Raw genomic sequence first — 22671 nt, forward strand, 5'->3', positions numbered from 1 at the left:
CCCTCCCGCTTGCGGGAGGGGTCGGGGGTGGGCCAAAAGTCCGCCCCTACCAAGACCCACCCCTAGCCCCTCCCGCAAGCGGGAGGGGGACCGGAGAAGCACATGAAAGCCGCAGTCCTCGTCGCCCCTAACCAGCCGCTCGAGATTGAGGAGCTGTCGATCAGCAAGCCGGGTCCGCACGAAGTGCTGATCCGCACCGCCGCCTGCGGCCTGTGCCATTCCGACCTGCACTTCATCGAAGGCACCTATCCCCACGCCCTGCCGGCCGTGCCGGGCCATGAGGCCGCCGGGATCGTCGAGGCAGTCGGCAGCGAGGTCCGCACGGTCAAGGTTGGCGATGCGGTCGTGACCTGTCTCTCGGCCTTCTGCGGCCACTGCGAGTTCTGCGTCACCGGCCGCATGGCGCTGTGCCTGGGGGCCGACACCCGCCGCGCTCCGGGCAGCGAATCGCGCCTGTCACGCGGTGACGGCAGCCCCGTCGCCCAGATGCTCAACCTTTCGGCCTTTGCCGAAATGATGCTGATCCATGAGCACGCCTGCACCCGGATCGATCCGGAAATGCCGCTCGATCGCGCATCGGTGATCGGCTGCGCGGTGACCACGGGCGCGGGCACGATCTTCAACGCCTGCAAGGTGACGCCGGGTGAGACCGTGGCCGTGGTCGGCTGCGGCGGCGTGGGCCTGGCCGCAATCAACGCCGCCAAGATCGCCGGCGCGGGCAAGATCATCGCCGCTGATCCGATGCCCGAGAAGCGCGAACTGGCGATGAAGCTGGGCGCAACCCACACAGTCGACGCCCTGGCTGACGATGCCGCGGCACAGATCGTCGAGATCACAAAGGGCGGGGTTGACCACGCGGTCGAAGCCGTCGGCCGTCCGGCCTCGGGCGAACTCGCGGTCAAGTCGCTGCGCCGCGGCGGCACGGCGACGATCCTCGGCATGATGCCGCTGAACCACTCGGTCGGCCTCTCGGCGATGGACCTGCTCTCGGGCAAGAAGCTGCAGGGCGCGATCATGGGGATGAACCACTTCCCGGTCGACATGCCGCGCCTCGTCGATTTCTACATGCGCGGCCTGCTCGATCTCGACACAATCATCGCCGAGCGCATCCCGCTGTCGCAGATCAACGAAGGCTTCGAGAAGATGAAGGGCGGCCACTCCGCCCGCTCGGTAATCGTGTTCGACCAGTAAGGACCAGGGCATGAGCGAACCAGCGATTAACGCGGACGAGGCCTTTGTCGGCACGGTCGAACCGGAAGGTGCCGACCGGCTCGACGAAGCCAAGCTGACCGAGTGGATGCAGGCCAATGTGGCGGGCTTCAAGGGCCCGCTGCACCTGACCAAGTTCAAGGGCGGGCAATCGAACCCGACCTACAAGATCGAGGCAGCCAGCGGCAATTACGTGCTGCGCCGCAAGCCGTTCGGCCCGCTGCTGCCCAGCGCCCATGCCGTGGACCGCGAATACAAGGTCCAGAACGCGCTCAACAAGGCCGGTTTCCCGGCAGCGCGCCAGTTTGGCCTGTGCACCGACGAGAACGTCGTCGGCTCTTGGTTCTACATCATGGACATGGTCGACGGGAAAACGATCTGGGACGGGGCCATGCCGGGTGACGAACCTGCCTATCGCCGCGACACCTATTTCGCGATGATCGATACCCTGGCGGCACTCCACACCGTCGACGTCGAGGCGGTCGGACTGTCGGACTTCGGCAAGCCGGGCAATTACTTCGGCCGCCAGGTCGATCGCTGGACCAAGCAGTACAAGCTCTCCGAAACCGAGCACATGCCCGACATGGAGCGGCTGATCGAATGGCTGCCGAAGACCCTGCCCGAGCAGACCCGCACCAGCGTGGTCCATGGTGACTACCGGATCGACAACATGATCTGGGCCAAGGACAAGCCGGAAGTACTGGCCGTGCTCGACTGGGAGCTTTCGACCCTGGGCGATCCGCTGGGTGATTTCTCCTACGTCTGCATGGCCTGGGTCACCGAAAACGGCGGGCGTTCCGGCGTGTCGGATCTTGATCGCAAGGCGTTGGGCATTCCCGAGCTGGACGAAGTGGTCGCGCGTTATTGCGAAAAAACCGGCCGCGACAGCCTGCCCGACATGAACTGGTTGTTCGCCTACAACTTCTTCCGTCTCGCCGGCATTTTGCAGGGGATCAAGAAGCGGGTGATCGACGGCACGGCCAGCTCGGCCCACGCCAAGGCCCAGTCAGACCGCGTCCAGCCGCTGGTTGACCGGGCAACCGAATTCGCCAAGCTGGCAGGGATGTAGCTTTAGCTCTTCACCGCTCCGGCTGCGGCCAAGGCGGTGAATTCGGCTTCGTCCACCCCTAGCCATTCGGCCAGCAATTCGCGGCTGTGCTCACCCACGCGCGGCGGGCGGCGATCGAACTGCGCGGGCGTGCGCGAGAGCTTGCCCGGATAGGCGACCGAGGGAATTTCCACCCCGTCCTCACGCACAAACTTGTGCAGCGTCCCGCGAGCTTCGACGAAGGGATCGTTGAAGACGTCCTCCAGCGTGTTGACCGGGCCGACCGGCACGCCGGCGGCTTCAAGCCGCGCAATCAGCGCGTCGCGCGCCTGATCCTTGACCAAGTCGGCCACGATCGCCTCGATCGCGTCGCGGTTGGCCAGCCGGTCACGGGCCAGGGCAAAGCGCGGGTCCGTGCCAAGCTCGGGCACGCCCATCTCGGTGCAGAAGGCCCGGAACTGGAGGTCATTGCCAATCGCGATGATCAGCACCCCGTCGGCAACCTCGAAGGTGGTGTAGGGCACTACCGTCGGGTGGCGATTGCCGAGCCGCCCCGGCACCACGCCGCCGACCAGATAGCTTGAGCCCTGGTTGGCCATCATCGCGATCTGCGTGTCGAGCAGCGAGATGTCGATCTGCTGCCCCTCGCCGGTCCGCTCGGCATGGCGCAGCGCGGCGAGGATCGAGATTGCGGCGAAGTTGCCAGTCGAAAGATCGGCCATCGCCACCCCGGCCCGCAGGGGGCCGCCGTGCTCCTCGCCAGTCACCGACATGAAACCGCCCATCCCCTGGGCCACGAAGTCATAGCCGCCGCGCTGGGTATAGGGGCCGGTCTGGCCGAACCCGGTGATCGAGCAGTAGACGATCGCCGGGTTGATCGCGGCGATGCTGGCATAGTCGAGCCCGTACTTGGCCAGACCGCCAACCTTGAAGTTCTCCACCAGGATATCCGCCTCGGAGGCCAACCGCCGGATCAGCGCGGCGCCTTCAGGCGTCGCCATGTCGATCGCAGCCGAGCGTTTGTTGCGGTTGGTGCAGAGGTAATAGGCGCTTTCCCGGGGATCATCGCTCCCGTCCGGCAGCTTGAGGAACGGCGGACCCCAGGCGCGCGTGTCGTCGCCGCGGCCAGGATGCTCGACCTTCAGCACTTCCGCGCCAAGGTCTGCAAGGATCTGCGTGCACCAGGGGCCAGCCAGGACGCGCGACAGGTCCAGCACCTTGATACCATCAAGCGCGCGCGGAGTTTTCGAAGCAGGTTCGGTCATGGCCCAGCCATGCCGGGAGCCGCGACGCCTGTCTAGAACTGCCGGTTCCAGCTTACCGCCACGCCGCGATCATCGGGCAGGGTCGAATAGTGGCCGGGATCCTTACGGTAGTAGAGGCTGGCCATTGCCGTCCCGTTCCACAGGCCGCCGCGCCAGACCATTTCGACATCCTGCTCACGCCCCTTCGGAGCGAGCGAGAGCAGCCGCTGTCCATAGATCGGACTAAGCGTGGTGTAGGAATAGTCGACCGGCAGGTTGAGCGAGAGCCCGCCTCTTTCCACCCGCAGCGGCTGCGAAATCCGCAGGGCCAGGCTGTCGTCTGCGGCAAAGACCCCGATCCGCTGAGCGTCGAAGGCCCAAGCCGAAGTAATCAACCGCGAGCCGGACGTGATCATTCCGCCCGCCTGTGGCCGCGTGAGCCCGCGGCGCCAGGCCGCGCCCAGCCGCCAGCCGGGCGAGACCTGCCAGCCCATGCTGGCATCAAGGAACAGGCTGTCGGCGCCGCGCGCGCCGAAGGCCTGGTGGAACCGTGCGCCCAGCACCGAATCCTTCTCGATCAGCCAGCTTGCACCCAGTGCTGCATCGAGATCGCCAAAGCGGCGATCGAGCGAAACGCCGAACCGCGAGGCCGGCACCCCCGGCAGGCGATCTCCGGCAAGGCCAGCCAGGTTGACCCGCGCCGCCGCCTGGGCCGAGCCGCGCTCGGCACTTACCGTCAGGCCCCAGGGGCCAAGGCTTTCGCGCACGGCAAAGCTGGCCTGGCCCGTCGCCCCGAAGCCCAGATCGTCGAGCGGTGAACGCGCAATCAGGAAAGCCGGTTGGTCGCGGCCCTGGAGCTGCGCAACGAGCCCATCGGCGCCCTGTTCGAAGGCAAAGCCAATCCGCCGCCCGGGCGCAATCTGCATTACCGCGCGGGCGGCCAGCACCCGCGCCTGCTCAGCCTGCTCGCGCGTCAGCCGCAACTGGCCGGTCCATGGGAGCTTGGCAATCCGCCCGGTCGCATCGATCGAAAAGGCCAGCGCCACCTTGCCGCCGGCCAGCGACAGGTTGCGGCTGTTCGATTCAAGCGCCGGAGCCAGCTTGGGCTGGACCTGCGCCCCGCGCAGGCCGACCGCCAGGTTGAAGCCATAGGCGCGCTGATAGCCATCGAGCACTACCGTATCGATCGACCCGGCGCGCGGCCCGGCATCGCCCATCGGGCTGGAGGTTACGCCGGTCGTATCGCCGACCGGGACCGGGATCGCTGTACCGGCAATGCTGGTGGTGCCCTGCGGCGCGAAGGCGGCATTAAGGTCAAGGATGCCGCGGCCAAAAGTTGTATCGGTCCCGGTTGCCCCGGCATCGCGCGCGGTGCGTAGCAGCAGGTCAACCACCTGCGTGGCCGTCAGGTTGGGGAAGGCCTGAAACAGCAGCGCCGCTGCCCCGGCAATCTGCGGCGCGGCAAAGCTCGTGCCCGAGAAGACATACTGGAAGCGCTGTCCGCTGGCATCGGTGGTGATCTTGAGCACCCCGTTCTCGTAAACGCAGCAAACCTTTTCGCCGCGCGCTGAGAGGAACCAGCCGGCTTCGGCTCCGGCCTTGTTGGAGAAGGCCGAGAAGGCATTGTCCTTGTCGACCGAGCCAGCGATGATGACATTGCCCGCCCCGGCCTGGCGCAGGCCGGTGGCGAAGGGATCCGGGTTAGTGGGATCGACTGCGGGATCGGTCGAATCGCCATCGTTGCCGGCGGCAACCACCACTACCACCCCGGCACTGGCGGCCCGGGCCACGGCCTGCCGCAAGCCAGTGCTTGGCGACGAGCCGCCGAGCGAGAGGTTGATAACCTTCGCTCCGGCCGCAACCGCCCGGTCGACCCCCAGGGCAATCGCCGAATCGGCTAGCTTGCAACCATCCTTGGGATCGTTCGGATCGTTGTTGGCGCAGGTTCCCGCCGTATCGGCGCGGAACATCGCAATGGTCGAATTGAACGCCAGTCCGACCACGCCGATATTGTCGCGCGCGGCCGCCGCAACCAATGCGACGTTGGTGCCATGATCGCTGTCCGGGTTGTCGAGTCCGCGGCTTCCGGCAACGTCATCCGAAGCGGAAGCGAGCCGTCCAGCGAACTCCGGGCTGTCGCTGTCGATCCCGGTATCGACGATCCCAATCGTAACGCCCCGGCCGCTGTAGCCGGCCGCCCACGGCGTCAGCGCCCCATGCTGGCTTGGACCCGACGAGCGGTTGTATTCGCTGGTCAGGAAGCTGGCGCTGGGTGTGGGGGTCGGGGTGGGCGTGGGACTGGTGGTCGGTGTCGGAGACGGGGTGGGAGTTGGCGTCGGAGTCGCGATCGGGGTCGGCGTGCTGCCGACCGAGCCGCCGCCACCGCCGCCGCAGGCTGCAACCAGCAAGAACGAGGTCAGGGCTGCAGCGAGATGCCAGCGCGCGATGGGACGGGTTGAGAATTGCATGCGACCTTGCACTCCGCGGTTCGCCTCCACTTGGCATTATTATAGTTAACGGAGACTTTCTATCCTTGGCTAAGAGCGCGGCGCTTGCCGCATGGGGGCTGCACGGCTAGGCGCTGAGCCGATACCCTTGCGCCCCGGAGCCGAGCCATGACCGCTGACCTCGCCACTGCCATCGAAGCCGCCTGGGAACGGCGCGATACCGTAACGCCCGCCAGCGCCGATGTGCGCGCCGTGGTTGAGGCGGCACTCGAGCTGCTCGACAATGGCCAGGCCCGGGTGGCCGAGCCCGATGGCCAGGGCGGCTGGCAGGTCAACCAGTGGCTCAAGAAGGCCGTGCTGCTGAGCTTCCGGCTGAACGACAACGAAGTCGTGCCGGGCGGTGCCGCCGGGGCCCCGGCCTTTGACAAGGTACCCTCCAAATTCGCCGGCTGGGGCGAGAACCGCTTTCGCGAAGCCGGCTTCCGCGTTGTCCCCGGCGCCGTGGTCCGTCGCGGCTCGCATATCGGCAAGGGCGTCGTGCTGATGCCCAGCTTCGTCAACATCGGTGCCCATGTCGGCGATGGAACGATGGTCGATACCTGGGCCACGGTCGGCTCCTGTGCCCAGATCGGCAAGAACGTGCACCTCTCAGGCGGGGTCGGGATCGGCGGCGTGCTCGAGCCGCTTCAGGCCGGGCCCGTGGTGATCGAGGACAACTGCTTCATCGGCGCGCGCAGCGAAGTGGTCGAAGGCGTGCGGATCTGCGAAGGGGCCGTTCTCTCGATGGGCGTGTTCATCGGCGCCTCGACCAAGATCGTCGATCGCGCGACCGGCGAAGTCCATGTCGGGCGGGTGCCGCCCTATGCCGTGGTCGTGCCGGGTTCGATGCCGGGTAAGCCGCTGCCCGATGGCAGCCCGGGCCCGTCGCTCTACTGTGCCGTGATCGTCAAGACCGTCGACGCCCAGACCCGCGCCAAAACCGCGATCAACGAACTGCTGCGCGACTAGGCGCGCTGGCTATGAAGCTGCTCGGCCTGATCGGGGGAATGAGCTGGGAAAGCTCGGCCGAGTACTACCGGCTAATCAACCAGGGGGTGCGTGACCGCGCCGGGCCGAGTGCTTCTGCCCGCTGCCTGCTCTGGTCGTTCGACTTCAGCGAAATCGAGGCGCTGCAGATGGCGGGCGAATGGCAGCGTGCGACCGACCTGCTCATCGACGCGGCCCGCCGGCTCGAGGCCTCCGGTTGCACGGCGTTGATGATCTGCACCAACACGATGCACAAGCTGGCCGATGCAGTGCAGGGGGCGGTCGGCGTTCCGCTGCTGCACATCGCCGATCCCGCTGCGGCGAAAGCCCGGCAGCTGGGTTGCAGGACAATCGGCCTGCTCGGCACGGCCTTCACTTTGGAGCAGACGTTCTATCGCGACCGGCTGGCGGCGGCCGGGCTCGACGTTGTCGTCCCGCCGGCCGAGGATCGGTTGGAAGTGCACCGGATTATCTACGAAGAGCTGATCGCCGGCATCATCAGCGAGCCTTCGCGCGCAGCGTACCGCGCGATCGCGGTGCGACTGGCGGAGCAAGGGGCCGAGGCCATCATACTGGGCTGCACCGAGATCGGGCTGCTGCTGAAGGATGGCGATTGCTCGATCCCGCTGCTCGATACGACCGCACTTCATGCCGAAGCCGCGGTCGACTATCTGCTGGCACCATGAGCCAGAACCTGTTCCTGCAATTCGCCGTATCGTCACTGATGGTGGTGTTCTGCGTCGTAATCCACGGGCTGGGCCTGTTTGGGCTTAACCGGGCGCTGCGCACGGAGGCCTCGATCGAACGGCTGCAACGCATTGATCCACTCTCGCCGCGCGGCACGGCTTTCACTCTGGTCGTCGTAATCGCCATGCTGGCGCTTCACGGAATCGAGATCTGGCTGTTTGCGCTGGCCTACATCGTGCTCGGCGCGATCCCGCAGCTTGAACCGGCGCTCTATTTCTCGACCATCAGCTATTCCACTGTGGGCTACAACGATCTGCACATGGCACCCGACTGGCGTTTGCTGGGTGCCTTTGAGTCGGTGTTGGGAATCTTCCTGCTTGGCTGGTCGACGGCCTTCTTCTTCCGCATGATCGGGCGGATCGACCCGCACTAGAAAGATACCGGGTTCTCGATCGGCGCGTCACCCTTGCGAGAAGCCGCATAGGCTTCGGCCGCTTTCATCACCCGCATCATGTTGCGGCTGGCCAGGCCTTCCAGTTCGGCCTGGGTCCAGCCGCGCCGCGCCAGTTCGACGAACAGCGCGGGATAGGTCGAAACGTCTTCCATCCCGGCCACTGTGGTCTCAATCCCGTCATAGTCCCCGCCCAGGCCAACGGCATCCGCTCCGGCCAGCTTGCGGATGTGATCAAGGTGATCGGCCACGTCCTTGAGTGAGCCGATCGGTGCCGGATTGGCCTTGACCCAGGCAGACAAGGCATCCGCCGCCACCTTGGGCTGGCCGATATGAAGCGCCTTCAGCCGCGCTTCCTCGGTCGCACGCTGCACGTTCCACTGCCGCGTCGCCTCGACCACATAGGCCGGATAGGCGTTGACCATCACGATCCCGCCATTGGCCTTCAGCCGCGCCAGTACGGCATCGGGCACGTTGCGCGGGTGGCTGTTGACCGCCAGCGCATTCGAGTGGCTGAAGATCACCGGCGCCTTGGCGACATCGAGCGCGTCCATCATCGTAGCCTCGCTGACATGGCTAAGATCGACCAGCATGCCGAGCCGCTGCATCTCGCGCACCACGTCGCGGCCGAAGTCGGTCAGGCCGTCATGCACCGGGGCGTCGGTGGCGGCATCTGCCCAGGCGGTATTCTTGAAATGGGTCAGCGTCATGTAGCGCGCGCCCAGTTCGTACATCTGGCGCAGCACGGCCAGGCTGCCCCCGATCGAGTGGCCCCCCTCCATCCCCATCAGCGAGGCGATCTTGCCCGCCTTCATCGCCTTGGCGACGCAGTCGGATGTGACACAGAGCTGCATGTCGGCCGCGTTGCGGGCGACCAGTCGCTTGGTCACGTCGATCTGCTCAAGTGTTGCCTGGACCGCCTGCTGGTCGTTAAGATTGGCCGAGACATAAACCGACCAGAACTGCGCTCCGACCTTGCCCGCCCGCAAGCGCTGGAGGTCGGTCTGCATCGCCGCCACGTTCTTGGCCGGATCGGCGGTGCCAGCCGTATCCGCAAAGCTGAAATCGCCGAGCACGTTTTTGCGCCGGTCACGCAGCTGTTCAGGCACGTCGTTGTGTCCGTCCCACACCGGCGCGGCCTTGAGCGCGGCGGCGGCGACCGCCTCCGGGCTTTGCGCGGCAAGCGGCGCGGCGAAAGCCAGAAGCGAGGCGGCGAGCAACAGATGGTGGCGCATGGGGTTCCTGTGGACTGTTTGGCGCCAGCCTAGCCGAGCCGCTCCGGCGATCAACCCTTGGCTGCGCCGGGGCGAAGGGGATCAGCGCTTGCGCGCGGCTACAAACCATGCTGGCAGGAACAGCGATGGACCTGCTCGCCGATCCCGCTACCCTTGCCCTCGCCGTACTGGCCGTTGCTATCCTCGGTCTCGCCAAGGGCGGGTTCTCGGGACTGGGCGTACTGGGAACACCACTGCTGGCCCTCGCGCTGCCACCAGCCGTCGCGGCGGCGGTGTTGCTGCCCGTGCTGCTGGTGCAGGATGTGGTCAGCGTCTGGTCGTTCCGCCACCACTGGAGCGGCTGGATCGTCGCCTGGATGCTGCCGGGAGCGGCGGTAGGTGTTGCGCTCGGCACGTTCCTCGCCGCTTCGGTGCCGGAGGAGCGGCTGCTGCTGGTCCTCGGCCTGCTGACGCTGACCTTCGGGCTTTACCGCCTGTGGCTTGAGCGTGGCGGGCGGATTGTCGCGCCGTCGGATTCGCCCGGCTGGGTCGGCACGCTGTTCGGCATAGGGGTCGGTTTCACCAGCCAGGTCGCCCATGCCGGCGGGCCGCCGTTCCAGATCTGGGTCACCCCGCGCCGCCTGCCGCATGAAACTTACGTCGGCACCAGCTCGATCGTCTTTGCAGCGGTCAACTGGATGAAGGTGCCAAGCTACATCGCACTTGGCTCGCTCAACCGCCAGACCCTCACTGCCGCGGCGCTGCTGATGCCGCTGGCGATAGTCAGCACGATTGGCGCAGTCCGCCTGATCCGGCGGATGGATACCGCGCGGTTCTATACGCTGATCTATGTGCTGATGGTGCTGCTTGGCGCCAAACTGACCTGGGACGGCCTGGGCTAGAAAACTTGGCGCACCCGACAGGATTCGAACCTGTGACCTCTGCCTTCGGAGGGCAGCGCTCTATCCAGCTGAGCTACGGGTGCCGAAGCAGGGCGAGCGGTTAGCAGCACGGCGACGCTTGCGCCAGCGCATTTTCGGACCGCAGCGCCGAGGCGCCCGAATTAGCGATTTGGCAAGGGCGTTTGGCTATCACCGCTATCCATGAACGCACAGCCGCCATTCTTCAACCCGCCGAAGGGATCGCCGCCGGTTCTCGTGCCGGGGTCGGGCCGGGCCGAGTTCGGCCAGGCCTCGGCCAGCACGATGGGCATGAAGTGGGCGGCGCTGCACGATGCAGCTGGCGTGGTGGCGGTGCTGGCCGGACTGGCGGCCGAGCCGATGCAGCCCGAGGTCCGCAATTTCCCTGCGATCATGCGTGATGTCGCCGGCTGGCGCCGCAATCTGGCCGAACAGGGCATTGCCGATCTGGCCGCGATCATGGAACCCGGCCTTGCCGCGCTGCTGGCGGTCCAGGCCCGGGGCGTGAGCCCGAGCACGGCCGCGCTGGCACTGTGGCAGGAATTTCAGGCCGCGCGCGCCGGGTTGCTGATGCTTGTCCCGCCACCTGAAGAGGTTCCGCCGCCGCTCCGGTTTGCTTGAGCGCTTGCACGGTTCCCGGTCTGTTCCTATGCTTCGGCCATGACCGGAGCCGCGATTCCCGCAATTGTTGATGCTGAGCTGAAGGCAGCACAAACGGTTGCCCGCGGTATCTGCCGGCTATTTGCCCGCAATGACATCTGGTGTCTGCCCGAAATGCCGCTGCGCTCCAACCGCCGCGCCGACCTGATGGGAATCGATGCCAAGGGCCACCTCGTGATCGTCGAGATCAAGGTCAGCAAGGCCGATCTGTTGGGCGATGCCAAGTGGCCCGATTACCTGGATCATTGCGACCGGTTCTATTGGGGTCTTGCCGCCCATCTCGACCGCGCCTGCATGGAGACCGAGGCCTTCCGCCCCGAACGCTGCGGGTTGATCGTGGCCGATGGCTATGATGCCGAGATCCTGCGTCCCGCGCCAACAGTCCCGCTTAACGCCGCGCGCCGCAAGGCCGAGGTGGAGCGGCTGGCGCGTGCGGCGCTGCGCCGCCAGCAAGGCTTGGTCGATCCGGCGGGCTACGACTGGGGTTGATGCCGGTCCTTGAGCTTGCGCAGGATTGCGTGCTTGTCTTGCGGACGCAGCATCGGCCAGTCGGCAATTTCCCCCAGCGTGCGCTTGCAGCCCAGGCACCAGCCGGTGGAATGGTCGATCCGGCAGGTCCCGTCGCAGGGCGAATCGGGTCCGCGCATCGCGCTGGTTCCTAGCGCTTGACCGCCGGCTCGCGCGACAGGCGCGTCATCAGCAGCGCCGCACGCTTGGCCTGGCGCCACAGGCTGGGGACATCGACCGTCTCGGCCGCCGTGTGATCGCCCTCGCTGGCCGGGCCAAGCCCGACCAGGCTATCGACATCGGCGGCGACGAAGCTGACATCGCCCGCACCGCGCTTCAGCGGATCGAGTGCGGCCATCTCAGGCAGGCCGAGCGTGGCGTTGACGCCATTGAGCTTGGCCAGCAGCGCGCGGTTGCCTTCAGTTGGCGCCATCGGCGGGTACTTGTCTTCGAACACCAGGGTTGCCGTGCCGCCATTGAACGGCCGCGCGACAATCTCGCGCATCTTGGCTTCGGTCCGCTGGATCGATTCGCGAGTCAGGGCGCGGACATCTCCCATGGCCACCGCTACGCCGGGGATGATATTGGTCTTGCCGGTCGCCTCGGCATTGGCACCGCTCGCTGCGATCGAAGCACTGGCCCCGCCGGCCACCATGCCCACGTTAAAGGTCAGGTTCGGTTCCGGCAGCTCCTTGCGAAAAGCGGCGAGGATTTGCGCGAGCGGGTAGATCGCGCCTTCCCCGGCCCGCTCCGAGAAGATCCCGCTGGAGTGACCGCTGCGGGCAGTCACGGTAACTTTCCAGTTGCCCGCCGAGCGCCGGGCGATCGAGCCCATGTCTTTTCCGTCTTCCTGGCTCAAACCTTCGAAGTCGAGCGCCGCATCGGCCCGCTTGCCCGCCGCGATCAGGTCGGCGCGCGCGATCGAGAGCGGCAGGCCGGCTTCTTCTTCGTCCCCGGTCAGAACGATCTCGATATTCGCATCCTTGAGCGTACCCGCCTTGTGCATGGCGCGCAGCGCCGCAAGCATGGCGATCACCCCGCCCTTGTCGTCGGCGGCGCCGGGGCCTTTGACCTTGTCGGCACTGATCCGCTCGAACTTCTGGAATGGGTGGTCCAGCTCGAACACCGTATCGAGGTGCCCGATCAGCAGCAGTCGCTTGGTGCCTTTCTTTCCCTTATGCTCGGCAATGAAGTGGCCGGCACGGCCAACGGCGGACTGATCGACCCAGCGCACGGTAAAGCCCAGCGCTTCGAATTCGGGCACCAGCATATCATGCACGGCGCGAACGCCTTTGACGTTGCGGGTACCGCTGTTCTGGTTGACCAGCTTTTCCAGCAGCGCGAGGTGGCGCGCCTGTTCAGCATCGACCGTCGCGATCATCACCTGTTCGGCCTTGCTCGGCGGCGCGGCCAGCAGCGGGGCGGGAAGAACCAGGGCGGCGATCAGCGCGGCGGGCGCGAGCAAGTGACGTGTCAGCATGGCCGCACCCTGCCAAAGCCCTGTCCTGGGTGCCAGCGCAATTTTCTTGCTTTTTGTTGCAATGCAAACTAGAGGACGCCTTGCAATCGGCGCGTGGGCCCTGTTTCCACCGCAGTTCCGGCAGCGTGAGGTCACCGTTTCCACGGAAGACTTGCCCGAACGTACGATCGCCGCATTCGCTGAAGCTTCCTCTTTCACGCAGGGTCGCATCGAACGACACCTTGCTTCGCATGGCGGGATCATTCCGTCTGCGCCGCTTCATATTGAAGAGATTTTATGACCTATTTTACCGATCTTGGCCTGGCCGAGCCGCTTGTCCGTGCGCTTGAGACCAAGGGCTATTCCGATCCCACCCCGATCCAGCGCCAGGCGATCCCGGCGCTGCTCGAAGGCCGTGACCTGTTGGGCATCGCCCAGACCGGCACCGGCAAGACCGCCGCTTTCTCGCTGCCTTCGCTGCACCGCCTGGCGGCCAATCCCAAGGCGCGCAGCAATGCCTCGTGCCGGATGCTGGTCCTTTCGCCGACCCGCGAGCTGGCCGCCCAGATCGCCGAGAACATGCGCGGCTATGCCAAGTACCTGAACCTTTCGGTCCAGTGCGTGTTCGGCGGGATCCCCGTCGGCAAGCAGGCCCGTGCGCTGGTTCCGGGCTGCGACATCCTGGTCGCCACCCCTGGCCGCCTGCTCGACCTGATCGACCAGCGCGCCCTGACGCTGCGCAATGTCGAGATCTTCGTGCTCGACGAAGCTGACCAGATGATGGACCTGGGCTTCATCGTGCCGCTGAAGCGCGTGGCCAACATGCTCCCCAAGGAGCGCCAGAGCCTGTTCTTCAGCGCGACCATGCCCAAGGCGATTGCCGAGCTGGGCAAGCAGTTCATCTCCAACCCGGTCCGGGTTGAAGTGACGCCGCAGGCCACCACGGCTGAGCGCGTCGATCAGTTCATCACCTTCGTCAACCAGAGCGAAAAGCAGGCGCTGCTTTCGCTGCGGCTGCGCGCCGGTCTGGCCGATGGTTCGATCGAGCGCGCGCTGGTCTTCACCCGCACCAAACACGGGGCTGACCGCGTCGTGCGCCACCTGACCACCGCCGGCGTCAATGCCGCGGCGATCCATGGCAACAAGAGCCAGGCCCAGCGCACCGCTGCCCTGCTGGCCTTCCGCAAGGGCAGCACCCCGGTGCTGGTGGCGACCGACATCGCCGCCCGCGGGATCGACGTGACGGGCGTGAGCCACGTGTTCAACTTTGAACTGCCCAACGTGCCGGAACAGTATGTCCACCGGATCGGCCGCACCGCGCGCGCCGGCGCCGATGGCGTGGCGCAGAGCTTCTGCGCCCCGGATGAAAAGGCCTACCTCAAGGACATTGAGCGCCTGACCGACGTCAAGCTGATGCCCATGCCGCTGCCGGAAGACTTCCAGAAGGAAGCCGCCCGCCTGCCGCTGCCGAGCCGCAAGCCGGCCGAGGCCGAGCAGGATGCCCGCCGCGAGGAACGCGATGCCCGCGGGCGTGGCGGTCAGCCGCGCGGCGGCCAGGGTCGCGGCGGTCGCAACAACAACCGCAGCCCCGGCGGCCAGAGCCGCGACGGGCAGAGCCGCGATCAGCACCATCGCAATGAACACGTCCGCAAGGAATGGGCCCCGCGCGAACAACGCGGCCCGGTCTTCAACCCGCTCGCCGCGGAAGAGCGTGAAGCCCGCCAGTTCGGCGTGATGCCCAAAGCCGGCGCCAACACCGCCGAACGCCGACCGGCTCCGACCGGTGACCGTCGTCCGGCCCCGACCGGGGATCGCCGTCCGGTCCGTCAGGGCGAACGCCGCGATGGCCCGCAGGGTGAACGTCGTCCCGCTCCGCATGGCGGCGATCGCCGCCCCGGTGGCGATCGGCGCGATGGCGGGCGCAGCGGCCAGGGCCAGTTCCGCGGCAAGAGCCACAACGCCCGCTAACAGGGCTGGCGCCGCGAATCGCGGCGCGGCATAAGGCGCGGCAATGCAGGATCTGTCTGGTTCGGGATGGCAAGCGGCCGCATGGTCGGCAGGGGCGATGACGCTGATCGTCGCGCTGCGCTATCTCCTTACCAGCGGGGCCTTTGCCTGGGCGACACGGATCGTGCGGCCCGGCCTCTACCAGGGGCTGGAGCCGCAGATCCGGCGCGAGATCGGCTGGTCGCTGGCCTCGGCAGCGATCTATGGCGTGCCCGCCGGAGTGGTTGCCTGGGGCTGGCAGCAGCTTGGCTGGACCCGGATTTACACCGACTTCAGCGCCTTTCCGCTGTGGTACCTACCGCTGTCAGTGCTGCTTTACCTCTTTGCGCACGATACCTGGTTCTACTGGACTCACCGCTGGATGCATCGACCCTGGCTGTTCCGCCGGGCTCATGCGGTCCACCACGCCAGCCGCCCACCGACGGCCTGGACAGCGATGAGCTTTCACCCCTGGGAGGCTGTCACCGGCGCGCTGGTGATCCCGGCGCTGATCTTCTTCATTCCCATCCACGTGGCGATGCTGGGGCTGGTCCTCGCAATCATGACGCTGATGGGGATCACCAATCACATGGGCTGGGAGCTCTTTCCGGCCCGCCTCGTTCATTCGCGCTTAGGGGGATGGCTGATAACAGCCAGCCACCACCAGCGGCATCACGAGAACTATCAATGCAATTATGGCCTCTATTTTCGCGTCTGGGACCGGCTGTGCGGCACCGATCGCGGCCTTTCCTCGCTCTGATCCTGGCAGCGCCGCTGCTCGGGGCGGGCAACCCGGCCTTGACCGAGGTGAGCGTGGTGGTCACCGGGCTGCGCAATGCCAAGGGCCAGGTCCTCGCCTGCCTGACGGCCCAGCCCAAGGGCTTTCCCGATTGCCGCAAGGATCCTGCGGCAAGAAATGCCGTCGTTCCTGCCGGCACCGAAGTGCGGATCAACTTTGGCGCGGTGCCGGCCGGGCGCTATGCGATCTCGATGATTCATGACGAGAATGCCAACCGCAAGATGGACATGGCGCTGATGATGCCCAAGGAAGGCTACGGGTTTTCCCGCGATGCGCCGGTAAGGATGGGCCCGCCCAAGTTCGACAAGGCCGCCTTCGAAGTGAGCGGCGTGGCGATCGAGCAAAAGGCGCGGATGCGCTACCTTTTCTAAGGACAGTGAAGGATTTGGCGCGGCAATGACGTCACTTAGGGCGTGACGCCAGGGCGATTGGCGCAACTTAACGGTTAATTTACCATGTTGCGCGAGAAACCCACTGACAGGCACTCAGTGGGGAAACCACATGGATACGTATCGGGGCAATTTTTCGGACCATGCCGACACCGGCGATGAATGGCCCGACCTCGACAATCACGAGGAGGAAGTGGTGAGCGAACCGCCGCCGAACCCCGTCGGGCAAGACGAGCGCCGCATGCAGGTGCGCGCCTACAACCATTGGGCGAGCCTGCTGGGCGATCGCGCCTTCCCCTCGATCGAAGACCTTGAGCCCGACAATCTCCCGGATTTCGGCCCCTACAGTGTCCTGCTGGACTTCACCGGCGGGATCGAGAACCCTTCGATCCGCTACCTTGGTGACAAGCTGGCCAGCGAGTGCGGCACCGACGGCGAGATCCATACGCTGGACGACGTGCCGAGCCGTTCCCTGCTCAGCCGCATTACCGATCACTACATGCAGATCCTGGCCAACCAGGCGCCGATCGGGTTCGAGGCGGAATTCGTCAACCAGCGCGAATCGACGATTCTCTATCGCGGCATCCTGCTGCCCTTCTCGAGCGACGATGACACCATCGACTTCATCTATGGCGTGATCAACTGGAAGGAACTGGCCGACCAGCGCACCACCGATGCCCTGCTGCAGGAAATCGACCAGGCTCTGGAAGAAACCCCGCACGAAGTTCGCCGCGACGAACTGACCGACTGGGCCGATGGTCCGGCTGACGTCATGCCGGGCTTTGTCACGTTGGATAGCGATGACAATGTGCTCGATCTTGGTGCTTTCGCGTCTGATGAAGCCGGCGATGACCTGGCTTTCCCTGCGCCGCAGTTCGGCGCGCTGGATGCCGGCGGCGAAGATAGCGATCTAACCACGGTCTATGACGCCGAACCCCTTGAACTGAACGCCGAAGAGCCCACTGACATGGGCCTGGCTGACTGGCTGGCCTCGGCCCGCGAGCTGGCCGAAGCCGCGCGCGGCAGCGAAGACCGGACCCGCCAGGCGCTCTATGCTGCAATTGGCCGGGCCTATGACTTCTCTCTGGCCGCGGTCGAAGCGCCGGAAGAGTTCAACGAGCTGGTGGCCGACTATGGCCTGACCGTCCAGGACCGGGCCCCGATGACCCCGGTGGTCAAGCTGGTCTTCGGCGCGGACTACGACAAGACCCGCCTGACCGAATATGCCACGGCGCTCAGCCATGCGCACCGCGTCGGCGTGGCCCGCGGTTCGCTCGGCCAGTACCTGGCCAGTGCGCCGGGCGGCCTGAAGGGCATCGTCAACGAGGAACGCCGCGCCAAGAAGGCCGAAGCGGGCGTCGAGGAAGTCGTGCGCGACACGCCGCGCGAAGCCCTGGCCCGCAAGTTGCGCAAGCTGGAAGCCTATCCGCTCGATAGCGTCTCGGCCGAAGGCAACGAGTTCACCCTGCTGGTGGCCCGCCGCTTGCCCAGCGGTGAAGTGGTTCTGCTGGGCGAAGTCGGCGACGATGTGCCGCTGCTGGAGCGTGCCGCCCGCAAGCTGGTCGGCTAACCCGCCACTACCTGAGAGCGAGTGGGGCGCCGTGCCGGAAGGCATGGCGCCCTTCGCTTTTGCTCGCTAGACGCTGGCCTATGGCGATCGTCGGGAGAAACAAGCGCATGGGCTGGATTGGCTGGACTGTGACTGTCCTGCTGCTGCTGGCGGCTGCCGCCTTTGCTGTCTGGCGATATGCCCACGCAACCGGCGCGGTCGGCCTGCTCGACCTGGCGGACCGGACCGTCGGCGGCACGGCCGGAACGCTGGAGGTGGCAAGTGGCATCCGCTATGGCCCGCTCCCCGCCCAGCGGCTCGACATCGTTGCCCCCAATAAGCCTGGCCCGCACCCGGTGCTGGTCTTCATCCACGGCGGCGGCTGGCACTCCGGTCGCCCCGAGGACTATCACTTCATCGGCCGGACCTTTGCCCGCGCGGGCTATGTCGTGGTCCTACCCGGCTACCGGCTGGTGCCCGATGGCGTCTATCCCCACATGCTGGAAGACGGCGCGGCGGCGGTCGCCTGGACTGCGCAAAACGTTGCGCGTTATGGCGGCGATCCGAGCCAAGTTGTGCTGATGGGCCATTCGGCAGGTGCGCATACAGTGGTTATGCTCGGACTTGAACGGCAGTGGCTGGGCCGTCTGGGACTGCCCGAGGGCTTCATGAAAGGTGTGTTCGGCCTTTCCGGTCCCTATGACTTCCACCCGTTCACCTCGGATTCCGCCCGCAATGCCTTCGGCCATGTCAAGGATCCGAAGCTGACCCAGCCGATCACCTTCGCGCGCGGGGATGCCCCGCCAATGCTGCTGCTGACAGGTGACGCCGATACAACCGTGAAACCGCGCAACAGCAAGGTTCTCGCAAAGGCGCTGACGGAACGCGGCGGTCGGGCCGAACTGGTGATACTGCCCGGCGTCGATCATGCTGGAACAGTGCTCAAGCTGGCTCAGCCATTCTCGCGCGATGCCAGCGTCAGCGCCCCGGTGCTGGACTTCCTGGCGCGCCTGCGCCAGCCTTCAGCGCCCATTCAGGCGCCGGCGGAGTAAAGACGGTCCCATGCGCATTCTTGCCCGCCTGCTTGCCCTGATTGCCGCCTGGTCGCTGACGATCCAGCCGGCGGCAGCGCAGTCGATCCTGCGCGACGCAGAGACCGAAGCGCTGCTGCACGACATGGCCGCGCCGCTGATCGCCGCGGCCGGCCTTAACCCGAACAACGTCGACGTGGTGGTCATCAACGACCCCTCGCTCAATGCCTTCGTCGCCGGCGGCCAGGTGGTCTATCTCCATTCCGGCCTGCTCAATGCTGCCAGCACGGCGAACGAGGTCCAGGGCGTGATCGCGCACGAGCTGGGCCATATCACCGGCGGCCACGTGATCAGCGACGGCGGCAGCAAGGCGGCTGGAAACATCAGCATCCTTTCGCTGTTGCTGGGCGTCGCGGCGGCTGCAGCAGGCGCCGGCGACGCGGCAATTGGCGTTATCATGGCCGGCCAGCAGGCTGCACTGGGCAAATACCTTTCGTTCAGCCGGGCGCAGGAGTCGACGGCTGACGCGGCCGGCGCTCAGTTCCTGTCGAAAGCGGGGATTACCGGGCGGGGTTCGGTCGAGTTCTTCAAGAAGCTCCAGAACATGGAGTTTCGCTATGGCTACACCCGCACCCCGGACAACGAGTTCTACCGCACCCACCCGATGACGGGGGACCGCATTGCCACCTTGCAGGACACCTACGAGCGCGATCCAGCCTACAACAATCCGCTCGACCCCAAGCTCGAAGCCCGGTTCCAGCGCGCCAAGGCCAAGCTGTTTGGCTACCTCGGCGAACCGGCGCAGGTGATGCGGACCTATCCCGAGACCATGACCGACATCCCTGCGCGCTATGCCCGGGCCTATGCCTGGCATCGTCAGGCCTTCCCTGAGAAGGCGCTGGCTGAGGCCGATGCCCTGCTCGCCAAGGCGCCTAACGATCCCTATTTCCTCGAGCTCAAGGGCCAGATCCTGCTCGAAACCGGCAAGCCCGCCGAAGCGCTCGATGCCCTGCGCCGCGCGACCGAGTTGTCGGGCAACCAGCCGCTGATCGCAACAATCTTCGGTCACGCGCTGATCGCGACCGAGAACCCGCAGAATTTCGCCGAAGCGCAGCAGGTCCTCAAGAATGCCGTGGCGCGCGATCGCGAGAATCCCTTCGCCTGGTACCAGCTTGGCGTGGTCTATGCCGCCAATGGTGATCTCGCCCGCGCGCACCTGGCCAGCGCCGAACAACAGGTAATGAATTGGCAGATGCCCCAGGCATTGCGCAGCGCCGAAGCGGCCGAAGCCCAACTGCCCAAGGGCTCGCCTGACTGGCTGCGGGCCCAGGACATCGCAATGCAGGCGCGCGCAGCGATTGAACGGGCGAACAAACGCAAGTAGGCCGGTCGGCATGGCCGGAACCGAACCAAACCCCCGCTCCCCCTGGGTAATCCTCGCACTCATCATTGTCGCGCTGATCGGCGGACTGGGCGGCTGGCTGCTCGGTGCGCGGCAGAACCCGTCGGACCAGGCCGCGATCGAGGAGATCGTCCGCAATTATATCCTTGAGCACCCCGAGATCCTGCCCGAGGCGATGGAGCGGCTCCAGGCCCGCGAGAACGGGAAGCAGGTGGCGCGTGCCGGCGATGCGCTGACCGCCCCCTTCCCCGGTGCCATATTGGGCAACCCCAACGGCTCGGTGATCTTGGTCGAATTCACCGACTATGCCTGTGGCTATTGCCGCGCCTCAGTGCCCGAGGTTGAGGCCCTGATCGCCGCCAATCCCGATCTCAAGGTGGTGATCCGCGAGCTGCCGATCCTCTCCCCCGCCAGTGCCGATGCCGCGCGCTGGTCGCTCGCCGCTGCTGAACAGGGCAAGTTCGAGGCCTTCCACAAGGCCATGTTCGCCAGCGGCCGGCCTGCTGCCGATACGATCGAGGCGGCAGCGACCCGCGCCGGCCTTGATCTGGACCGCGCCCGCAAGGTCATTGCCGAACCGCGCGTCGCAGCCGAAATCAGGCAGAACCTCGCGTTCGCCCAGCAGCTGCGGATAGACGGCACCCCCAGCTGGGTGATCGGCGAACAGCTGATGGCCGGCGCAGTCGGCCAGAAAGTGCTGCAGGAAGCGATCGACGCGGTGAAGGCCGACTCTGGGCCGGAGCCGAAGGGCTAGGTCCTATTCGGCTTCGGCCAGCTTGGCATACATTGAGTTGATCGGGCGGGCCATGACCCGGCGCAGCATTGGCTCGAAGAACTCGAGCGGTTCGCTCTGGTAGTCCGGATCGAAGGCGGCCTGGTCATACTTCTCGCAGAATTCGGCGCAGGCGTCGAAATAGGGATTGCCGCGGAAACGCTCGCGAATATTGCGGTCCATGCCGACGTAGTGGAAGTAATAGTGCCCCTGGAACGCGCCATGGTTCTGGCAGATCCAGTGGATCTCTTCCGAAACGAACGGCTTGATGATCGAGGCGGCAACTTCCGGGTGGTTATAGGTCCCCAGCGTATCGCCGATGTCGTGCAGCAGGGCCATCACGACATAGGCTTCATCCCGCCCGTCGCGATGTGCGCGGGTCGCGGTCTGCAGCGAGTGCTGCAGCCGGTCGACCGGGAAGCCGCCGAAATCGCCGTCGAGCAGCTTGAGATGGGCGAGCACGCGGTCCGGCAGGTCGCGCGCAAAGGCCATGTACTCGCTGGAAATCAGCGACCAGTCTTCCTGGGTGCCTTCGGTCATTGCGCGGAACTTGGCGCGCTCATGGCTGCCGTGGTGGATGGGGCTGTCGATATCGGCCATTGGTTCTCTCCCGTTTGGCACAAAAGCTAATCCAAAGGCGCGCCTCACGCAAAACATTCGCGAGAGGCCCTGCTTTTCTGCTAAGCTGCGCCCCATGGCCGTGCTGCCCTTCCGTCCGACCCCCTTTTTTGCCAACAAGAACCGGGCCTTCTGGCGCCTCCAGGCGGCCGGCTGGGGCGGGGCCATGCTGCTGCGCGCGATGTCGGGCATCGCCAATGGCCTGGAACTGAGCTTCCTGGTGCTGGTGCTGATCTCCACCGTAACGGGGTTTTCGATCACGCTGATTCTCTCGGTGATCTACCGCCAGCTGATCAACCAGCGGCCGCTGATCACCTGGGGGGTGACAGCGATCGTGCTGCCGATCGCCGTGGGCTTTTACGTGTTCGTCGATGCCTGGGTTTCGGCACTCTATTACGCAGACGATGCATCGGGCGTCGCATCGCGCTTTATCGGGCTGTTCTATATCGGCCTGACCCTGCTAGGCGCCTGGTCAGCGCTCTATTACGCAATCAACTTTTTCCTGCAGATCGAAGAGCAGAACGATCAGCTGATCCGGCTGGAAAATCAGGCGACCCAGGCGCAGCTGGCCATGCTGCGCTATCAGCTCAACCCGCACTTCCTGTTCAACACGCTGAACTCGATCTCGACGCTGGTGCTGCTGAAACAGACCGAACCGGCCAATGCCATGCTCAGCCGGCTTTCGTCGTTTCTGCGTTACACCCTGGTCAACGAGCCGACCGGTCGCGTTACCGTGGCGCAGGAAGTTGAAACCCTGAAGCTCTACCTTGAGATCGAGCGGATGCGGTTCGAAGAGCGGCTGCGCACCAGCTTCAAGGTCGATCCGGCAGCCGAAGCGGCGCTGCTGCCGTCACTGCTGCTTCAGCCGCTGGTCGAAAATGCGATCAAATATGCGGTCAGCCCGCAAGAAGCCGGGGCTGAGATCACCATTACCGCGCAACTCATCGGACCCAACCTTCGCATCGTCGTCTCGGACACGGGGCCGGGATTGCAAAACACGGGGCATGACAACAGGTTTGCAGGCGTGACGTTCGACGGCGGGGAACAAGTTTCAACCGGAGTGGGCTTAGCCAACATTCGCGACCGGCTGGCTCAGGCCTACGGCGAAATGCATCGTTTCGAAACAATGGACCCCCCCGAAGGCGGCTTCGCCGTGCTAATCGAAATCCCGTTTGAGCGGCGTGAGCCCGCCGCTGTTCCTGCCGCCCCGCGCGCACCCGCGCTGGCTGGCTGATCCCATTCAAGGACCGCCA

General features: G+C 65.7%; 23 protein-coding genes and 1 tRNA gene. 17 read left to right on the forward strand and 7 right to left on the reverse strand.

Features of this window, described 5'->3' with window-relative positions; genetic code table 11:
* The first annotated feature begins 102 nt into the window (after positions 1-102).
* Together FRF71_RS05665 and FRF71_RS05670 are read left to right on the forward strand one after the other, a co-directional pair.
* A complete protein-coding gene (locus FRF71_RS05665; protein WP_147089642.1) occupies positions 103-1191 on the forward strand; it encodes a Zn-dependent alcohol dehydrogenase in 1089 nt (362 codons plus the stop codon).
* A 10-nt stretch (positions 1192-1201) separates the two neighbouring features.
* Complete coding sequence (locus tag FRF71_RS05670) at positions 1202-2278, forward strand: phosphotransferase family protein (protein WP_147089643.1); 1077 nt, start codon at positions 1202-1204, stop codon at positions 2276-2278.
* Positions 2279-2280: 2 nt separating this feature from the next.
* On the opposite strand, the gene FRF71_RS05675 is transcribed toward FRF71_RS05670, so the two are convergent.
* A complete protein-coding gene (locus FRF71_RS05675) occupies positions 2281-3522 on the reverse strand; it encodes a CaiB/BaiF CoA transferase family protein (protein ID WP_147089644.1) in 1242 nt (413 codons plus the stop codon).
* Between the two features lie 32 nt (positions 3523-3554).
* Positions 3555-5969 (reverse strand): S8 family peptidase, encoded by a 2415-nt coding sequence (locus tag FRF71_RS05680; RefSeq protein WP_147089645.1) that lies wholly within the window; start codon positions 5967-5969, stop codon positions 3555-3557.
* 147 nt (positions 5970-6116) lie between these two features.
* Between FRF71_RS05680 and dapD the strand changes: the two genes are divergently transcribed.
* Genes dapD through FRF71_RS05695 form a run of 3 tightly spaced genes read left to right on the forward strand, consistent with a single transcriptional unit; the run spans position 6117 to position 8094 of the window.
* The gene (gene dapD, locus FRF71_RS05685) at positions 6117-6956 is read left to right on the forward strand and encodes a 2,3,4,5-tetrahydropyridine-2,6-dicarboxylate N-succinyltransferase (protein ID WP_147089646.1); all 840 of its coding nucleotides are present in this window, start codon (positions 6117-6119) and stop codon (positions 6954-6956) included.
* Positions 6957-6967: 11 nt separating this feature from the next.
* Positions 6968-7660 (forward strand): aspartate/glutamate racemase family protein, encoded by a 693-nt coding sequence (locus tag FRF71_RS05690; RefSeq protein ID WP_147089647.1) that lies wholly within the window; start codon positions 6968-6970, stop codon positions 7658-7660.
* Positions 7657-8094, forward strand: a complete 438-nt coding sequence (locus FRF71_RS05695; RefSeq protein WP_238339456.1) for a potassium channel family protein — start codon at positions 7657-7659, stop codon at positions 8092-8094. The genes FRF71_RS05690 and FRF71_RS05695 overlap by 4 nt, the downstream gene beginning before the upstream one ends.
* On the opposite strand, the gene FRF71_RS05700 is transcribed toward FRF71_RS05695, so the two are convergent.
* Positions 8091-9347, reverse strand: a complete 1257-nt coding sequence (locus tag FRF71_RS05700; RefSeq protein WP_147089648.1) for a dipeptidase — start codon at positions 9345-9347, stop codon at positions 8091-8093. The two genes, FRF71_RS05695 and FRF71_RS05700, sit on opposite strands and share 4 nt — an antisense overlap.
* A gap of 125 nt (positions 9348-9472) precedes the next feature.
* Between FRF71_RS05700 and FRF71_RS05705 the strand changes: the two genes are divergently transcribed.
* The gene (locus FRF71_RS05705) at positions 9473-10228 is read left to right on the forward strand and encodes a sulfite exporter TauE/SafE family protein (RefSeq protein ID WP_147089649.1); all 756 of its coding nucleotides are present in this window, start codon (positions 9473-9475) and stop codon (positions 10226-10228) included.
* A gap of 6 nt (positions 10229-10234) precedes the next feature.
* Here FRF71_RS05705 and FRF71_RS05710 read toward each other — a convergent pair.
* Positions 10235-10311 (reverse strand) — tRNA-Arg (locus FRF71_RS05710).
* A 118-nt stretch (positions 10312-10429) separates the two neighbouring features.
* Between FRF71_RS05710 and FRF71_RS05715 the strand changes: the two genes are divergently transcribed.
* Complete coding sequence (locus tag FRF71_RS05715; RefSeq protein ID WP_238339458.1) at positions 10430-10867, forward strand: hypothetical protein; 438 nt, start codon at positions 10430-10432, stop codon at positions 10865-10867.
* 39 nt (positions 10868-10906) lie between these two features.
* The gene (locus tag FRF71_RS05720) at positions 10907-11395 is read left to right on the forward strand and encodes an MmcB family DNA repair protein (protein WP_147089650.1); all 489 of its coding nucleotides are present in this window, start codon (positions 10907-10909) and stop codon (positions 11393-11395) included.
* On the opposite strand, the gene FRF71_RS05725 is transcribed toward FRF71_RS05720, so the two are convergent.
* Positions 11380-11553 (reverse strand): DUF1289 domain-containing protein, encoded by a 174-nt coding sequence (locus FRF71_RS05725; RefSeq protein WP_147089651.1) that lies wholly within the window; start codon positions 11551-11553, stop codon positions 11380-11382. The two genes, FRF71_RS05720 and FRF71_RS05725, sit on opposite strands and share 16 nt — an antisense overlap.
* An 11-nt stretch (positions 11554-11564) precedes the next feature.
* Positions 11565-12893, reverse strand: a complete 1329-nt coding sequence (locus tag FRF71_RS05730) for a M20/M25/M40 family metallo-hydrolase (protein ID WP_147089652.1) — start codon at positions 12891-12893, stop codon at positions 11565-11567.
* Here FRF71_RS05730 and FRF71_RS05735 point away from each other — a divergent pair.
* The 8 genes from FRF71_RS05735 to FRF71_RS05770 all read left to right on the forward strand — a co-directional run bounded on the left by FRF71_RS05735 (position 12892) and on the right by FRF71_RS05770 (position 20782).
* Positions 12892-13173 (forward strand): hypothetical protein, encoded by a 282-nt coding sequence (locus FRF71_RS05735; RefSeq protein ID WP_147089653.1) that lies wholly within the window; start codon positions 12892-12894, stop codon positions 13171-13173. The two genes, FRF71_RS05730 and FRF71_RS05735, sit on opposite strands and share 2 nt — an antisense overlap.
* A complete protein-coding gene (locus FRF71_RS05740; RefSeq protein WP_147089654.1) occupies positions 13170-14840 on the forward strand; it encodes a DEAD/DEAH box helicase in 1671 nt (556 codons plus the stop codon). Before FRF71_RS05735 ends, FRF71_RS05740 begins: the two co-directional genes overlap by 4 nt.
* A gap of 97 nt (positions 14841-14937) precedes the next feature.
* The gene (locus FRF71_RS05745; protein WP_238339460.1) at positions 14938-15618 is read left to right on the forward strand and encodes a sterol desaturase family protein; all 681 of its coding nucleotides are present in this window, start codon (positions 14938-14940) and stop codon (positions 15616-15618) included.
* 47 nt (positions 15619-15665) lie between these two features.
* Complete coding sequence (locus FRF71_RS05750) at positions 15666-16028, forward strand: DUF2141 domain-containing protein (protein WP_337678508.1); 363 nt, start codon at positions 15666-15668, stop codon at positions 16026-16028.
* A gap of 130 nt (positions 16029-16158) precedes the next feature.
* A complete protein-coding gene (locus tag FRF71_RS05755) occupies positions 16159-17616 on the forward strand; it encodes a PAS domain-containing protein (protein WP_147089657.1) in 1458 nt (485 codons plus the stop codon).
* Positions 17617-17723: 107 nt separating this feature from the next.
* Positions 17724-18647 carry an alpha/beta hydrolase gene (locus FRF71_RS05760; RefSeq protein ID WP_147089658.1) on the forward strand — a complete coding sequence of 308 codons (924 nt, stop codon included), beginning with the start codon at positions 17724-17726 and terminating at the stop codon, positions 18645-18647.
* Between the two features lie 10 nt (positions 18648-18657).
* Positions 18658-20010: a M48 family metalloprotease gene (locus FRF71_RS05765; RefSeq protein WP_147089659.1), complete on the forward strand. Its 1353-nt coding sequence runs from the start codon at positions 18658-18660 to the stop codon at positions 20008-20010.
* Between the two features lie 10 nt (positions 20011-20020).
* Positions 20021-20782 (forward strand): DsbA family protein, encoded by a 762-nt coding sequence (locus FRF71_RS05770; RefSeq protein ID WP_147089660.1) that lies wholly within the window; start codon positions 20021-20023, stop codon positions 20780-20782.
* A gap of 3 nt (positions 20783-20785) precedes the next feature.
* On the opposite strand, the gene FRF71_RS05775 is transcribed toward FRF71_RS05770, so the two are convergent.
* Positions 20786-21400 carry an HD domain-containing protein gene (locus FRF71_RS05775; RefSeq protein ID WP_147089661.1) on the reverse strand — a complete coding sequence of 205 codons (615 nt, stop codon included), beginning with the start codon at positions 21398-21400 and terminating at the stop codon, positions 20786-20788.
* Between the two features lie 94 nt (positions 21401-21494).
* Between FRF71_RS05775 and FRF71_RS05780 the strand changes: the two genes are divergently transcribed.
* On the forward strand, positions 21495-22652 hold the full coding sequence (locus FRF71_RS05780; protein ID WP_147089662.1) for a sensor histidine kinase: 1158 nt from the start codon (positions 21495-21497) through the stop codon (positions 22650-22652).
* The last annotated feature ends 19 nt before the right edge of the window (positions 22653-22671 follow it).

The organism is Novosphingobium ginsenosidimutans, from assembly GCF_007954425.1.
Classification (GTDB): Bacteria; Pseudomonadota; Alphaproteobacteria; order Sphingomonadales; family Sphingomonadaceae; genus Novosphingobium; species Novosphingobium ginsenosidimutans.